Annotated in this window: 14 protein-coding genes; 10 read left to right on the plus strand and 4 right to left on the minus strand. The window is 64.0% G+C overall.

Features of this window, described 5'->3' with window-relative positions; translation table 11 throughout:
* Positions 1–104 precede the first annotated feature (104 nt).
* The 6 genes from E8A46_RS00005 to E8A46_RS00030 all read left to right on the plus strand — a co-directional run bounded on the left by E8A46_RS00005 (position 105) and on the right by E8A46_RS00030 (position 6,958).
* Complete coding sequence (locus E8A46_RS00005; protein ID WP_291555886.1) at positions 105–926, plus strand: outer membrane beta-barrel protein; 822 nt, start codon at positions 105–107, stop codon at positions 924–926.
* A 91-nt stretch (positions 927–1,017) separates the two neighbouring features.
* Positions 1,018–1,608: a glutathione S-transferase family protein gene (locus tag E8A46_RS00010; RefSeq protein WP_291555888.1), complete on the plus strand. Its 591-nt coding sequence runs from the start codon at positions 1,018–1,020 to the stop codon at positions 1,606–1,608.
* A gap of 217 nt (positions 1,609–1,825) precedes the next feature.
* Positions 1,826–2,056 carry a hypothetical protein gene (locus E8A46_RS00015; protein WP_291555890.1) on the plus strand — a complete coding sequence of 77 codons (231 nt, stop codon included), beginning with the start codon at positions 1,826–1,828 and terminating at the stop codon, positions 2,054–2,056.
* A 79-nt stretch (positions 2,057–2,135) separates the two neighbouring features.
* Positions 2,136–3,308, plus strand: a complete 1,173-nt coding sequence (locus E8A46_RS00020; protein WP_291555892.1) for a phosphoserine transaminase — start codon at positions 2,136–2,138, stop codon at positions 3,306–3,308.
* A gap of 167 nt (positions 3,309–3,475) precedes the next feature.
* Complete coding sequence (serA, locus tag E8A46_RS00025) at positions 3,476–5,065, plus strand: phosphoglycerate dehydrogenase (protein ID WP_291555894.1); 1,590 nt, start codon at positions 3,476–3,478, stop codon at positions 5,063–5,065.
* A gap of 207 nt (positions 5,066–5,272) precedes the next feature.
* Positions 5,273–6,958, plus strand: coding sequence for a methyl-accepting chemotaxis protein (locus E8A46_RS00030; RefSeq protein ID WP_291555896.1), 1,686 nt, complete (start codon positions 5,273–5,275; stop codon positions 6,956–6,958).
* Between the two features lie 186 nt (positions 6,959–7,144).
* On the opposite strand, the gene E8A46_RS00035 is transcribed toward E8A46_RS00030, so the two are convergent.
* The 4 genes from E8A46_RS00035 to E8A46_RS00050 form a co-directional block, all read right to left on the minus strand.
* Entirely contained in the window at positions 7,145–8,080 is a 936-nt protein-coding gene (locus tag E8A46_RS00035; protein WP_291555899.1) for a DMT family transporter, read from the minus strand.
* Positions 8,081–8,211: 131 nt separating this feature from the next.
* Complete coding sequence (locus E8A46_RS00040; RefSeq protein WP_291555900.1) at positions 8,212–9,150, minus strand: DMT family transporter; 939 nt, start codon at positions 9,148–9,150, stop codon at positions 8,212–8,214.
* Positions 9,151–9,340: 190 nt separating this feature from the next.
* The gene (locus E8A46_RS00045; protein ID WP_291555902.1) at positions 9,341–10,861 is read right to left on the minus strand and encodes a DASS family sodium-coupled anion symporter; all 1,521 of its coding nucleotides are present in this window, start codon (positions 10,859–10,861) and stop codon (positions 9,341–9,343) included.
* Positions 10,862–10,964: 103 nt separating this feature from the next.
* On the minus strand, positions 10,965–12,500 hold the full coding sequence (locus E8A46_RS00050) for an NAD(P)/FAD-dependent oxidoreductase (protein WP_291555904.1): 1,536 nt from the start codon (positions 12,498–12,500) through the stop codon (positions 10,965–10,967).
* A gap of 129 nt (positions 12,501–12,629) precedes the next feature.
* Between E8A46_RS00050 and E8A46_RS00055 the strand changes: the two genes are divergently transcribed.
* The 4 genes from E8A46_RS00055 to E8A46_RS00070 form a co-directional block, all read left to right on the plus strand.
* Entirely contained in the window at positions 12,630–12,839 is a 210-nt protein-coding gene (locus E8A46_RS00055; RefSeq protein WP_291555906.1) for a DUF2892 domain-containing protein, read from the plus strand.
* Between the two features lie 58 nt (positions 12,840–12,897).
* Positions 12,898–13,392, plus strand: coding sequence for a Spy/CpxP family protein refolding chaperone (locus E8A46_RS00060; RefSeq protein ID WP_291555909.1), 495 nt, complete (start codon positions 12,898–12,900; stop codon positions 13,390–13,392).
* A gap of 459 nt (positions 13,393–13,851) precedes the next feature.
* Positions 13,852–15,144, plus strand: a complete 1,293-nt coding sequence (locus E8A46_RS00065; protein ID WP_291555911.1) for an adenylosuccinate synthase — start codon at positions 13,852–13,854, stop codon at positions 15,142–15,144.
* A 37-nt stretch (positions 15,145–15,181) separates the two neighbouring features.
* On the plus strand, positions 15,182–16,322 hold a 1,141-nt coding region (locus E8A46_RS00070; protein ID WP_291555913.1), incomplete at its 3' end, for a hypothetical protein.

The following is a 16,322-nucleotide window of genomic DNA, read 5'->3' on the forward strand; positions in this document are numbered from 1 at the left end:
TTTTCGGACAAGATCATGCCAATCAGAGTGCCGCGACAACCATTGGTTAAGGTTAACGCGCGATGATCAGCACCAAGTTCAGGGTATCCGATGGGAGTATTTCGATGCGTAAGTTCATGCTGGCGGCGGCGATGTTCGGAACGATGTCCTGCGCGCAGGCGGCCGACATGCCGGACTTTCTGCGCGGGAGCCTTTCATCGTCGCCGTCGCCCACCGTCAACTGGGCAGGTGGCTATATCGGCGGCCAGGCGTCACACGGTGTAGCCGACATGGACTTCACCAACTCTGGTCAGGACCTCCTCGCCAAGCTGCTGAACAATGTTGATCTCGAACAACAGTTCAACATTTCCAAATGGCCGTTGAACAGCACCGCACACGCGTCGGGCAGCGGCTATGGGGGCTTCATTGGCTATAATTTTCAGTGGAGCGAAGCGCTGGTAGGTATCGAACTGAATTATACTCACGGCAATTTGTTCGGCGCTTCAAGCGGCTCCCAAGCGCGAACATTCATGTTCCCCGCTAACTACTATTCGACGGCATATGCGGCATCGAGTGCGTCGATGAAACTTACCGATTTCGGCTCCCTTCGTGTCCGAGGCGGGTATGCGTTCGGTAGCTTCCTGCCTTATGCCTTCGCAGGGGTTGCAATGGGGCAGGCGAATATCGACCGGACCGCCAACGTCAACCTCTTCTACAAATATGTCGGCACCGCGATACCTCCCTTGCCGGACATTGGGCCGTCCAACAACAGCTTGTCCGATAACGCGAATGCCCATTTTGTCGTGGGCTACGCGGGCGGCCTTGGTCTCGATGTCATGTTGTGGGAGGGACTCTTCCTTCGCGCCGAGTGGGAATATCTTCGATTCGCCGCGACCGTCGACACAACCGTCAACACCGTCCGCGTTGGCGTGGGCTACAAGTTCTGACCGGGCGGTTTCGCGTATCGTCCGCGACCGGATATTGTTGACATCATTGATCCCGCCTGTTGGTCTGTCGTTCTGAGAACGGAGGCCAGCCATGAAAATCTATGGCGATCTCAATTCGGGCAATTGCCTGAAGGTGAAATGGGTCTGCGACAGCCTCGCGCTGCCCTATACCTGGATTTCCATTGACATCCTGAAGGGCGAGAGCCGAACCTCGCAATTCCTCAAACTCAATAGCGCAGGGCAGGTACCGACCGTCGAATTCGACGACGGCCGCACGCTGGCACAGTCCAACGCGATCATTCGTTACCTCGCCCGCGACAGCGACCTTGTTCCGGCCGATGCTTTTGCTGCCGCCAGGATGGACGAGTGGTTGTTCTGGGAACAGTTCAGCCACGAACCCTATATCGCCGGCTGCCGCTTTCAGATGGTCTATCTGGGCAAGCCGGCATCCGATCTCGACCCGGACAAAATCAAGCGTGGCTACGCCGCGCTGGCGCGGATGGAGCACGAACTGGCGGCGACGCGATTTTTGGTCGGTGACGCCGTGACCCTCGCCGATATCGCGCTGCTGGCCTATACCAGGCTGGCGCATCAGGGCGGCTTTCACCTCGACGGCTATGCCTCGTTGCGGCGCTGGATCGGCGAGACCGAGAAATCGCTCGGACTGGCGCCGGCGCGCTAGCATGGTGTTATTCGAGCCATGTCCGGGTGACGTTGCGGTTTGATACAGCCAAAAATTCGGCGTTCATGAAGCGCCGTTGCGACCATTGCAAAACGGGGTTTGCCGTTCATTCCGGTTAACGCGCGATAAACTACTCAGATCATCGTCATTTTATTGGCGGATCGTTCCGTGAGATTTTGGCGTATCCCGTCGGGCCTGGGCAGCTTGGGGACCGCCAATGAAGAATTATTCGATTGTCAGGATCGGCGACGAGTATGTCGTGCGTGCGGGCGACAACAGTGTTCTGAGAATCGCGAGCCGGCGCCGAGCCGCCCGGCTCGTCACGGATGCGGCGGAATTGCTGGATTCGCAGCCGCCGCCGCCCCCCGATGCCGAACCGTCCACTGCTGGTGATCCCGGGGTCATGCCTGATCCCAAGGTCATGCCTGATCCCAGCAAACTTCCTTGACGATTCGCTAGCGTTCCCTTATGCACCGCGGCGGGACACCTCCCCCCAACGGGAGGCTTGCTATCTGGAAGGATAGATCATGACTGCAGCGAAGCCCGCTTCGCGGCCCAATGTGCCGCATTTTTCTTCCGGCCCCTGCGCCAAGCGCCCCGGCTGGACCCCCCAAAAACTCCAGGATGCCGCGCTCGGCCGTTCGCATCGCGCCAAGATCGGCAAGGCCAAGCTCAAGCTCGCGATCGAGCTGACGCGCGAGGTGCTTGAAGTCCCCGCCGGTTACAAGATCGGCATCGTGCCGGCCTCCGATACCGGCGCCGTCGAGATGGCGTTGTGGTCGCTGCTTGGCGCGCGGCCGGTGACCACCATCGCCTGGGAATCCTTCGGCGAAGGCTGGGTCAGCGATATCGTCAAGGAATTGAAGCTCAAGGATGTGACGAAGCTGCACGCCGGCTATGGCGAGATCCCCGATCTCAGCAAGGCTGATCCTGCTTCCGACATCGTCTTCACCTGGAACGGCACCACTTCGGGCGTTCGCGTTCCCAATGCCGACTGGATCGGCGCCAAGCGCGAGGGCCTGACCATCTGCGACGCCACCTCGGCGGCGTTCGCGCAGGCCCTCGACTGGGCCAAGCTCGATGTGGTGACGTTCTCCTGGCAGAAGGCGCTGGGCGGCGAGGCCGCGCATGGCATGCTGGTGCTGAGCCCGCGCGCGGTGGAACGGCTCGAGACCTACAAGCCGGCCTGGCCGCTGCCGAAAATCTTCCGCATGACCAAGGGCGGCAAGCTCAACGAGGGCATCTTCGAGGGCGAAACCATCAACACACCGTCGATGCTGTGCGTCGAGGATTATCTCGACGCGCTGAACTGGGCGAAATCGGTCGGCGGCCTCAAGGCCCTGATTGGGCGCGCCGACGCCAACACCAAGGTGCTCGCCGACTGGAAGGCGAAAACGCTGTGGATCGATTTTCTGGCCAGGGACCCGAAGATCCGGTCCAATACTTCGGTGTGCATGAGGGTGGTCGACCCCGCGATCACGTCGCTGACGCCGGACGCGCAGGTCGATTTCGCCAAGAAGCTCGTTGCGCTGGTCGAGAAGGAAGGCGCCGGTTACGACTTCGCGCATTATCGTGACGCGCCGGCGGGCCTGCGCATCTGGTGCGGCGCCACGGTGGAAGCCAACGACGTCGCATTGCTGACGCAGTGGATCGACTGGGCTTTCGCCGAGACCAAGGCACAGCTGCCAAAGGCGGCCTGAGTTTCACCCTCCCCTGGAGGGGGAGGGTCGTCGCACCGGAGGTGCGGCGGGGTGGGGTGACCTTTCCCTCAATCCGGCGCACGCAGAATTTCACATCAGCAGTTTCACCCCACCCCGGCGCTTCGCGCCGACCCTCCCCCTTCAGGGGAGGGTGAAGGAAGGTCCCCATGACAAAACCCAAGGTTCTCATTTCCGACGCGCTGTCGCCCGCCGCGGTGCAGATCTTCAAGGATCGCGGCATCGACGTGGATTTCCAGCCCAATCTCGGCAAGGACAAGGACAAGCTCGCCGAGATCATCGGCAATTACGACGGCCTCGCGATCCGCTCGGCCACCAAGGCCACTGCCAAGATCATCGAAAAGGCGACGCGGCTGAAGGTGATCGGCCGCGCCGGGATCGGCGTCGACAATGTGGAGATTGCCGCCGCCACGGCGAAGGGCATCATCGTCATGAACACGCCGTTCGGCAATTCGATCACCACGGCCGAACATGCGATCACGCTGATGCTGGCGCTGGCGCGCGAAATTCCGCAGGCCGATGCCTCGACCCAGGCCGGCAAGTGGGAAAAGAACCGCTTCATGGGTGTCGAGATCACCGGCAAGACGCTGGGCGTGATCGGCTGCGGCAATATCGGCTCGATCGTCGCCGATCGCGGGCTCGGACTGCGCATGAAGGTGATCGCGTTCGATCCGTTCCTGTCGCCGGAACGCGCCAAGGACATCGGCGTCGAGAAGGTCGAACTCGATGAATTGTTCAAGCGCGCCGATTTCATCACCCTGCATACGCCGCTGACCGAGAAGACCAAAAACATCATCGACGCCGCCGCCTTGGCAAAGATGAAAAAGGGCGTGCGCATCATCAATTGCGCGCGCGGCGGGCTGGTCGACGAGCAGGCGCTGGTGAATGCACTGAATTCCAGGCATGTCGCCGGTGCTGCGTTCGACGTGTTCGTCGAGGAGCCGGCCACATCGAACGTGCTGTTCGGTCACCCCAACGTGATCTGCACGCCGCATCTTGGCGCCGCCACCACCGAGGCGCAGGAAAACGTAGCACTTCAGGTCGCCGAGCAGATGTCGGACTATCTCTTGAGCGGGGCGATTTCCAACGCGGTCAATTTTCCCTCGATCACGGCGGAAGAGGCGCCGAAGCTGAAGCCGTTCATCGCGCTTGCCGAAAAACTCGGCTCGTTCGCCGGCCAGCTCACTGAGACGGGCATCGCCAAGGTGCAGATCACCTATGAGGGCCACGTCGCCGAAATGAAGATCAAGGCGCTGACCTCGGCGGTGCTGTCGGGCCTGCTGCGGCCGATGCTCGGCGACATCAACGTGGTGTCGGCGCCGGTCATCGCCAAGGAGCGCGGTATGGTGGTCGACGAGATCGTGCGCGCGGCGCAGAGCGACTACGAAAGCCTGATCACGGTCACCGTCACCACCGAACGGCAGGAGCGCTCGGTGTCGGGCACGGTCTATGCCGACGGCAAGCCGCGGCTTGTCGACATCAAGGGGATCCGGGTCGATGCCGAGTTCGGCAAGTCGATGATCTACGTCACCAATGAGGACAAACCGGGGTTCATCGGCCGCTTCGCCGGCCTGCTCGGCGATGCCAAGCTCAACATCGCGACCTTCCATCTCGGCCGCAACAAGCCGGGCGGTGATGCCATCGCGCTGGTCGAGGTCGACGGCGTGGTGCCGGCGGAGCTGCTCGCCAAGGTGCAGGCGCTGCCGCAGGTGAAGCAGGCCAAGGCGCTGGCGTTTTAGGACGGCGGTGGCTTGCCGCCGTTTCCCGCCATTGGACTCGTTCGGCTCGCTTTGCAACCACAGATGCCTGATTCGGTTGCAGTTTCCTGCAACCGTCGCGCCCGCGGATAGGCTTTCGTAACCAAGCGCTAAGGGATTTCACGCTATCGTGAGGGACTGATTTTCCGCCCATCGCGCGCCTTGCGCACGCACCCCGGAGACGTCCCCTTGAAGCTGAACAATCTGAAGATCGTCCCCAAACTCGGAATTTTGGTGGGCGTCGCTCTGCTTGGCCTCTGCATCGCGGGCGTTCTCGCAGGTTATCTGATGCAGCGGGAGATGCTGAACAACCGGATCGATCAGGTTCGTGCCATCGTGGAGCTTGCCCGCAACATGGCGGTGGGGCTGCAGAAGCAGGTCGACGCCGGACAGCTCACCAAGGAAGCCGCGCTCGCCGAATTCGGCCGGCGCGCCAATTCCATGACTTACGACAACGGCGCCGGCTATTTGTTCGGCACGACATATGACGGCATCACGGTGCTGTCACCCGATCCCAAGCAGGTCGGGACCAATCGGATGGATGTGGTGACCAACGGCCGAAAGCTCTCCCAGGAACTATTGGATGGCGTGAAGGCCAAGGGCGAGATCCTGCTGCCGTATGAATATGTGAAACCCGGTGAGGAAAAGCCGATCCGCAAGATCGGCTATGCCGTCGCGGTGCCCGGCTGGAACATGTATGTCGGCACCGGGGCCTATCTCGACGATCTCGACGCCAAGCTGAAGCCGGTCGTCTGGGCGCTCGGTCTTGCCATGCTGATCATTGCCCTGGTCTCCGGCGGCATCGCCTGGCTGATCGGCCGCAGCATCAGCCGGCCGCTCGATCAGCTCGGCACCCGCATGCGGGCGCTGGCCGACGGTGCGCTTGAACAGGACATTCCCGGTATCGAGCGCGGCGACGAGGTCGGCGCCATGGCCGCGACGGTCCAGATATTCAAGGACAATGCCGTGCGCATTCGCGGGCTCGAAAAGCTCGAGGCCGAGACGCAAGCGCGCGCCGCGGCCGAGCGCCGCGCGGCAATGGAAAATATCGCCAGCGACTTCGAACGCAGCGTCAAGGGTATCGTCAGCACGGTGGCGACGGCGGCAGCGGGGATGCAGACGACGGCGCAGTCGATGACCGCTACCGCCAGCGACGCCAGCGCACGCGCTGCGACGGTCGGCGCGGCGTCCGACAGCGCCTCCAACAATGTCGGAACGGTCGCGGCCGCCGCGGAAGAACTGTCAGGCTCGGTTAGCGAGATTTCCCGGCAGGTGACGCGATCGACCGAGATCGCGAACAAGGCGGTAGGGGACGCCGAGCGCACCAACGCCACCGTCAAGGCCTTGTCGACCGGCGCCGAGAAGATCGGCGAGGTGGTCAAGCTGATCCACTCGATCGCCGCGCAGACCAATTTGCTGGCGCTGAACGCGACCATCGAGGCCGCGCGTGCCGGCGAATCCGGCCGCGGCTTCGCCGTGGTGGCCTCCGAAGTGAAGGCGCTCGCCAACCAGACCGCCAAGGCGACCGAGGAAATCTCGGCCCAGGTCGCAGCCATGCAGGCATCGACCAGCGAGGCGGTTCACTCGATCGGCGGCATCACCGAAACCATCGCGCAGATGAGCGAGATCACCGGCAGCATCGCCACCTCGATCGAGCAGCAGGGCGATGCGACGCGCGAGATCGCACGCAACATCCAGTCGGTCGCGGCCGGCTCGAGCGAGATCAGCGCCCATATCGGCGGCGTTACCACGGCGGCGGCGGCCACAGGCTTGGCCGCTTCGGACGTGCTTTCCAACGCCCGCGAACTCGACAAACAGTCGGGAATGCTGCGTCACGCGGTCGACGAATTCCTGGTCAAGGTCCGCGCGGCGTAGGCTGATTTGCAGAACAGCGCACGACTGGTTCCCCGGATGCCGCGCCGCGCGCCGTTCTTGCGGCGTGATGCGCTGCTGATCCGGGGCCCATGTTACACGAGTGGATCCCGGCTCCTGGGAGCAGCGTGACCGGACGATGCCTGGCATCGCCGGGAGAACGCGGCACCGCGTCCGGGAAACGAAAGTCTACGCTGCCGCGGACGCCGATCGTGACGCGATCACCACGCCGGCGAGCACCAGAACATATCCGACCAGATGAAACAGCCGCGGCTCCTCGCCGAGCAGCAGGATCGCCATGGCGGAGCCGAACACCGGCACCAGGTGAAAGAACGGCGCGGCGCGGTTCGGCCCGATCAGCGCGATGCCGCGGTTGAAGAACAGATAGGCCAGCGTCGAGGGAAAGATCACGACATAGGTCACGGTGACGACCGTCATCGTATCCAGCTTCAGCGTGAAGCCGGTGGTGTATTCCCAGACCGAGAACGGTAACAGCAGGATCGCGCCACATGCCATGGTGAAGCAGATCAGCGACAGCGGATGCGTCACCGGCCGGCGCAACATCAGCGCGGAATACAGTCCGAACGACAGCACCGCGCCGGCGAACATCACGTCGCCCAAATTGAACCGGATGCCGGCCAGCGCTCCGAGATCGCCACGCAGGATGATGGTGAGGACGCCCGCCAGCGAAATGGCGATGCCGGCGAACTGGGCCCAGGTCAGACGCACGCCGAACAGGATCAGCGACCACAGCGCCACGAATAGCGGCCCGGACGACTGGATCAACAGCGCGTTCAAGGCCTGGGTGTATTGCAACGCCCAGTAGGACAGCCCGTTGTTGATGGCGAAGCCGGTCGTCGACAGCCCGATCATGAGCGGAAGCCGCGCGCGCAGCACCGGCCAGTCGCGCGCGAGATGCCGCCGCGCGAACGGCAGCAACATGAAAAACGCCCCGATCCACCTGACGCAGGACAGTGTCATCGGCGGCACGTGGCCGGCGACATGGCGCCCCAGCACGATATTGGCGGCCCAGAACAGCGCGGTCAGGCTCAGCAGCAGATAGGGCTGATGGTTGAGCCATCGGACCGGATCGTGCGCGGACGGCGAGGGGGCGGGAATCGTCATTGCTTCGGGCAAGGATGTCCCGGAACAGCCTCGCGCGACAAGTGCGGCGCCTGCAATGCTACAATGTCCTGGCTATCGATCGGCTGTCACGACGGTTCGTCGAACATCGGATGGTGCGCAGCTGGTCCGGTTCAGCCGGATGGTGCGGAGGTCTTGCGTGACGCCACGAAAACGCCGGTCAGCACCATCACAAAGCCGATGACATGAAACAGCTGCGGGTGTTCCCCGAGAAAGACGATCGCCATCACCGATCCGAACACCGGCACGACGTGGAAGAACGGCGCGGCGCGGTTGGCGCCGATCAGCTGCACCCCGCGGTTGAAGCACAGATAGGCAACGGTGGAGGGAAAAACCGCGACGTAGGCCGTCGACAGCAGATTGGCTGTATTCAGCTGCATCACCGGGCGCGAGACCAATTCCCATATCAACAGCGGAATCAGGCACGCCGCGCCGCAGCCAAAAGTGAAGCCGACGAACGACAGGCCGTGAATTTTCGGACGCTTCAGCGACAACACCGAATAAAGTCCGAAGATCACCAGCGCCAACGTGAAGATGATGTCGCCCTTGTTGAACGCAATGCCCGTGAGCGCCGTGAGGTCGCCGTGCAGCAGGATCACCAGCACGCCCGTCAGCGACAGCGCAACCCCGATCGCCTGTGCCAGCGTCAGGCGAACGCCGAGCAGGAACAGCGACCACACCGCGACGAACAGCGGTGCGGCGGACTGCAACAGCAGGGTGTTCAGCGCCGTGGTGTGTTCGAGCGACCAGTATTGCATGGCGGTGAAGGCCGAGATCCCGGTGAGCGAGAGGGCGACCATCGTGCCGAGGCTGGCGCGGATCGTCGGCCAGTCGTGCTTGAGATGCTTCCAGGCGATCGGAAGGATGATGAGGAACGCCAGCGACCAGCGCAGGAATGACAGCGTCACCGGCGGGATTTGCCCGGCGGCGAGGCGGCCGACGATGGCGTTGCCGGCCCAGCACAGCGCGGTAATCGAGAGCAGCAGATAGGGCTGATTGGCGAGCCAGCCTAGCGGAGAAGCGGCAGCGGAGGTTTGATCGGAAGCTGACATGCGGCGTGGTTCTCGGCCCGGTTCATGACGCCGCGGCCCGGCCCGGTGTGACACCCGGCCGGCAGATTCTTGCCCGGCCGCCCCACAGACACGGATTTTCACCACGCATCAATGGCGAAGGACGCATCGCGACCATGCGCAAGGCGACCGCGCTGGCCGCCTTCTTCGTCGCAAGGGGTGCTGCCATGGCTCAGACGTAGCCGAGCCAGCGCCAGTAGGTTGCGCCGAGCAGCATGATCAGAGCGAGCGCGATTACCGTCAGGACCAGGCCGGTGCGTACGAAATCCTTCGCATCGAAGGTCTCGGTTCCATAGGCCAGCATGTTCTGCGGCGCATTGACGACCAGAATGAAACCGAAGGAGACCACGAACTGCAGCAGCATCGTCATGCCGACGACGTTAATGCCCGGTGTCGCAATGCCTTGCAGCACCGCGATGACGATCGGGATCATCGCGGATGCGAGCGCGGTCGCGCTGGCGAAACCGAGGTGAATCAAGGTGAGAAACAGGCTCAGCACCGCCAGCACGAACAGCGAGGTGGCATATTTGAGGCCGAATTCGGCGACCGCGAGACTGGCGAGAAAGGCAGCGCCCTTGGTCTGCAGCAGCGCCGTGCCGACGCTGATGCCGATGCCGAACAGCACCACCGTGCCCCAGGGAATCTTGGGCTGAGCTTCCTTCCAGGTCATGATTCCAATTCCCGGCAGGAACATCAGCGCCACCGCGGCCAGCGTGGTCGACGAGGTGTCGAAACTGTGAAGCACGCCTTCGGTGCTCCAGAACCCGAGCAACGTCAGCGATATCGCGAGCAGCTTTTTTTCAGACGCCTTCATGGGCCCGAGTTCGGCGAGCGATTTGCGGATCTGTTCGCGGCCTCCCGGGAGTTGCCTGACCTCGGAGCGCATCATCCGTGTCATCACGAAATAAAGTGCGATCGACATCAGGATGCCGAAGGGGGCGGCGGCGATGAACCATTCCAGCCAGGTGATGGATTTTTGCAGCGTCTTCTCGATGAAGCCGATCGCGACCATGTTCTGTGCCGAGGCGGTCTTGATGCCGACGTTCCAGATGCTAGCGGTTTGTACCGTCGTGATCATCAGCATGCCGGCGAAGGCGCCCTTTTTGTTGACGCCGAAAGCGGCGATGATGCCGAGCGTGATCGGCACCAGGCAGGCGACGCGCGCGGTGGTGGAGGGGACCAGAAACGCCATCACGAAGCCGACCAGAATCGCTCCAACCACAACGTGATGCACCTCGACGCCGACACGGGCGAGAATTCCAAGCGCAATACGCTTGTCGAGCCCGGTCGCCGTCATGGCGGCGGCGAGAAACAGGGCTGAAGCCACCAGCGCCAGCGCGGTGTTGGCAAAGCCGCTGAAGGCGAGGCCGAGACCCGCGCTGGTGCCGAGCAGCACCGTGGGATTGGCCGGATTCGGCGAGAGGCCGAGCAGAAACGCCATCAGCGCGGCGATGACGACGGCCGAGACGGCATAATCGAGCGCTTCGGTCATCCAGACGATGACGGCAAAAGCCAGGATCGCCAGCATCCGCTGCCCGGCGATCGAAAGACCTTCCGGCGTCGGCAAGAGAATCACCGTGACGAGCGCTGCTACCGCGAGCAGGACGCCCCAGTTGGATCGTAGCCAGCCCGGCTTTGCCGCCGGTGGGACCCCGGCGGCGGCGGAGCCGGGTATCGCTTCGATGCTAGCCACGAATTTCCTCCCCGTTGCAGCGATTGGTATTCAGTCGATCAGCTTTGCACGTTTGGTTCTTGAGCAGGATCAAACCTGCCGATGGGCGCCCTGGATTTGATGTTCAGACGTCCGCACGCATGGCCGCGCGGGCGGCCCAGCCTCCGCCCAGGATCGCGCCGGTAAAACCGCCGCCGCCGGTGAAGGCCGAGGCAAGGTACAAGCCGTCGATCGCAGTGGCGGCCAGCGGCATGAATCCGCGCGATTCCGGCGCGAAGCCATAGAGCGAACCGCCGGGCGTATTGAGGTATTGCTGGAACGTCTCCGACGTCGACATCTCGCGATGGATGATGGCTCCGGCGATGCCGGGGAATTGCCGGTCGAGATCGGCAACGATGCGATCCATCCAGCGCTCCTTGCGCGCGTGCTTGGCCTCTGGCGTCAGACCGGTCCAGTTCTGAACCCGATCGAGGCCGACCAGGGCCGCAAGATAAGGGCCATCGGGATTGAGTCCGGAATCGATCTGGTCGTAGGCGACAAAGCCATAGGGCGTGATCCGGTCTTCCTTATCCTCGCCCAGCACAGCGGCGGCGTCGCGAAACCCCGACAGAGTGGTGAGCCATGACGGCAGGATGCTGGTCGAATAACGCCGGACTCCGAAGTCGTGCGAGTGCCGGTTCAGCCCGAGCGACATCGTCCACAGCGAGATCGACCGACGGCGGCCCTGGTAACGCGACATGAACGTTGCGCGCTTGTCGTCCGGCAGCATGGTTGCCAGAACATCCGGCGCGGCATTTCCGAACACGATCGGCGCGAGTTCCTCCTCGACCTCGCCGGTCTTGCGCGCGCGATGCCGGACGCCGCGCGCGCGGTTGCCATCCAGCAGGATGGTCTCGACCTCGCGGCCGGCCTCGACCATGCCGCCGGCTTCGCGAATGATGGCGACCAGCCTGTCGCTGAGCACCTGCGAGCCGCCGCGGATATAGTGGCCGCCCCCCGTGAGATAAGACGCCTGCGGGACAGCGAAATGGATGAACGGCATGGTGTCGGCGTCGTCGGTGTAGTATCCGAGGTTCGACGCCAATGCGAGCTTGACCGCCTCGTTGTCACCGAACAGCCGGCCAAACACCTCGCCGAATGTCGCGTGACGGTCGCGGATCAACGGCCACAACCGCCACGGCAATGTCGGCGCGTTCCAGAGCCACCAGCTGCGGTCATCCTGATGCTCGCTCATCATGGCGACCGCCTGCCGAACCGCGTCGATGCGCTCGAAATATTGCTCGATGCCCCTGGCCTGTTGCGGAAAGTGCGCCTTGCTCGCCGCGAGCGCGGCATCGAACCCGTGCGGCATCACGAAGGGTTTTTCGAACAGCGGGCTTCTCACCTCATGCAGGTCGCCGACGTCGACGAAAGAGATGTCGCGATCGATGCCGAGCGCGCGCAGGATCGGTGCCTTGGGATCGCTGGCGTCGAGCCCGTCGATCTCATGCAGCGATGCTTCGATGGCAAGCGCGCCGTGATGATAGACCGTGGCGGCGCCGCCAAAACCCTGGTTGCGTTCGAGTACCAGCACCTTGTGGCCGGCGCGGGCAAACAATGCCGCTGCGGTCAGGCCGCCAAGTCCGGAGCCGATGGCGACAGCGTCGAAATTTCGCGGCATCGGCTTTCTCCATATTGTAGCCTTGCCAATATCTGCGCGGCTCCGACGTTCGGGTTTGACCCACATCAATGAGCCGTTGACGCAGCCCCATATTCTTGCGAGCGCAAAATCTCGAAAGGATGACGGGTCATGAGCAATGTTGGATCGGCCGACCGGATTGCGCGGTTCGTGGTGGGACTTCTGCTGATCGCATTCGCTATTCCGCTTGGTTTCCCTCAAACCGGCTGGAACTGGATTGGCTGGATCGGCGTCGTGCCATTGCTGACCGCGACTTTTGCCTATTGCCCTGCCTACACGGCGTTCGGCATCTCCACCTGTTCCGCCAAACTGCAGAACTGACGAGCTTTGAAAAAATGGTGCGAGGCAGACGAACGGATTCCTTGAACGGAGGAAGGCTGTGGCCGCAAAATTCGGAGTTGTCGTGATCGCATCGGCGGCGCTGGGTGTGGCCGCGCTGCTCGCCGCTGCTACCGCCCAGCCTTATGGTCCCGGATCGGGGGCGACGCGCGGCATGATGGGGTCCTGGATGATGGGCAGTCGCAACGGCGGCGGTGCGTGCAGTTCGGCGGAAACCGGCTTCTCGCTGTGGAGCGCCGATCGGCTCGCGGAATTGATCAAACCGACCGACGCGCAGCGTCCCCAATTCGATGAATTCAAGGCGGCATCGGCCAAGGCCGCGGACATCACGCGGGACGCATGTCTGGCGGATATTCCCGAGACCATCATCGGTCGAACCGAAGCCATGGAAAAGCGCATGGACGCGATGCTGCAGGCGGTCCGGACGGTGCGGCCCGCGCTGGAGGCGCTTTACGCCACGCTGAGTGACGAGCAAAAAGCCCGGCTCGATTCGAACTCCCATCGCGGCCGGTTCTGGCACTGGCGGGATCGCTGAAAAGGCAAGCGCGCGACGCCTGTCTTGCCGTCCGCGCGCCGCTCGCCCCGGTTCCCTGGGAAAAACGCCGTCGATTTTTGTCCTGAAGGCTCGATAACAAAGGGCGCGCCGGGTTGCCCGCCCTGGCCGCCTCGCCGGCCATCCCGGGCGGTCGCCCGGGCGGCTCCACCGGACCCGGCCCTCCGGTTCAAATTTTCGGGGGATATCAATGGGTTGAAGTGCCCCTTGGGACGGGCGCGGGCGCCTTCTTGCTTGCGTCGCTAGCCCGCTTCCTTTATCCGATTGTGTGCCTCGCATGCGACCGGCCCCGGCCGTGATTTAGGCTGGGCGCATGATCCGGAAAAAGCATCCCCTCGGACCTTACTCGGGATGGGGACCGGTTTTTCCTCGGGACAAACGCGAAGCGTTGGCCCGGAGATCAGGCTCGAACAAGTTAGTTGCAGAGGGAATTCGCGCGAAATGGCCAATGTTGTCGTCGTCGGCGCCCAGTGGGGCGACGAGGGGAAGGGCAAGATCGTCGACTGGTTGTCGGAGCAGGCCGATATCGTCGTGCGCTTCCAGGGCGGCCACAATGCGGGCCACACGCTCGTCATCAACGGCCAGACCTACAAGCTGGCGCTGCTGCCCTCCGGCGTGCTGCGGCCCTCGAAGCTGGCTGTGATCGGCAACGGCGTGGTGTTCGATCCGCAGGCCTTCCTCGACGAGGTGGCGAAGCTGCGGGCGCAAGGCGTCGCCGTCAGCCCGGAAAATCTTCGCGTTGCCGAGAATGTCACGCTGATCCTCCCTCTGCATCGCGATCTCGATGCGATCCGGGAATCCGCAAGCGCGATCACCGCGATCGGAACCACGCGGCGCGGCATCGGCCCGGCCTACGAAGACAAGGTCGGCCGCCGCGCGATCCGGCTGATGGACCTTGCGGATCTCGACACCCTGCCGCACAAGATCGACCGCCTGCTGGCGCACCACAACGCGCTGCGCCGCGGGCTTAAGCTGGAAGAAATCGACGGCGCCGGCATCCTGCGCGAACTGACCGCACTGGCGCCGCAGCTTCTGCCCTATGGGGAAACGGTGTGGCGGCTGCTCGATCAGAAGCGGCGCGAGGGCAAGCGGATCCTGTTCGAGGGGGCGCAGGGCGCGCTGCTCGACGTCGATCACGGCACCTATCCCTACGTCACCTCGTCCAACACGGTCGCGGCGCAGGCGGCGACCGGCACCGGCATGGGCCCGGGCGCGGTCGGCTATGTGCTCGGAATCTGCAAGGCCTATACGACCAGGGTAGGCCAGGGCCCGTTTCCGACCGAATTGCACGACGCGATCGGCGAGGAGATCGGCCGCCGCGGCAAGGAATTCGGCGTCAACACCGGGCGCAAGCGGCGCTGCGGCTGGTTCGATGCGGTCCTGGTGCGCCAGACCGTGCGGACCTGCGGCATCAACGGCCTGGCGCTGACAAAGCTCGATATTCTCGACGGTTTCGACACCATCGAGGTCTGCACCGGCTACGTGCTGGACGGCAAGGAAATCGACCACCTGCCGGCCGGCGAGGGCGCCCAGGCCCGGGTGGTGCCGGTTTACGAGACCATCGAAGGCTGGAAGGAGCCGACCGCCAACGCCCGCTCCTGGGCGGATTTGCCGGCGCAGGCCATCAAATATGTCCGCCGGGTCGAAGAACTGGTGGGCTGCCCGATCGCGTTGCTTTCCACCAGCCCGGAACGCGAGGATACTATTCTGGTCCAGAACCCGTTCGAGGCTTAACGAGATGTTACCGGAAAGCCTGCATTGTTGAGTACAGATGGCTGATTACTACCCGCTGATTGCCCGCGCCATCGCCGGACTGGATCCCAGTGCTCCCGGCGAGAGCCGCCGTGCGCTCTATGAACGGGCGCGCGCGGCGTTGATCGCGCAATTGCGCAGCGTCGAGCCGCCCTTGAGCGAATCCGAAATCACCCGCGAGCGGCTGTCGCTGGAAGAGGCCGTGCGCAAGGTGGAATCGGAAGCCGCTCAGCGCGCGCGGGACGCTTCCCGCGCCGGGGATGCTTCGCGCTCCGGCGCCCGTGCCGGCGATTCGTTCCGCGCCAACACCCGTCCGCCGACGCGCCCGGGCGAACCGGCGCCGCCGCCCTCGTCGCAGCCGCCGCGTCCGCGGCCGCCAACGGCGTCGCAACCGCGGTCGCCGCTCGGGCAGGAAGACCGGCCGGAGTTTCCGGACCAGCGCCCGCCACGCAACCTTCGCCCCGACGCGCCGCCGCGCCCGCCGCAAGTCCCGATGCAGGATCCGCAGCTGCCGCCGACCCGCGAGCGGACCGGGGGACCGCGCCGCGGCCCCGACAACACCGCGCCGCAGGCGCCGGGGGTGCGCGGCTTCCGCGACATCGCCGCCGACGCGGACGATCTCGGCCGCGCCGCGGCGCAGGCCAACCGCGCGGCGCGGAAAACCTATGCCAACGTGCCCTCGCCCTCGCCGGAATTCGACCGGCTCGAGCCGAACATGGAGAACCGGGGCGCCGATCCCGACGCGCCCTATTCGTACGAGGATTCCATCGAGGAAGCCGAACGCTACGCGCCGTCGCAAACTCCCGTGCCGCGCCCGCGCCCGGCGCAGGAGCGCGGCCGCGAGCCGAAAAAGGGCGGGCGCTCGGGCGCGGTGTTTCCGTTCAAGAGCGCGATCGCGGTCGGTCTCGTTCTGATCCTGGTCGGTGCCGCGATCCTGTGGGGCAAGTCGGCGGTGACCACGGTGAGCGGCCTGTTCAAGTCGCAGCAGACGGTGGTCGAGGCGCCAAAGGATACCGGCGCGCCGCTGACCAAACCGAAGATCCCCGATCGCGTCGGCCAGCCATCGTCGAGCGATCAGGTCGCCCCGGTGGCGCAGCGCGTGGTGCTGTATGACGAGGACCCCGCCGATCCCAAGGGCAAGCAATATGTCGGCTCGGTGG

Source organism: Bradyrhizobium sp. (assembly GCF_004799445.1).
GTDB lineage: Bacteria > Pseudomonadota > Alphaproteobacteria > Rhizobiales > Xanthobacteraceae > Bradyrhizobium.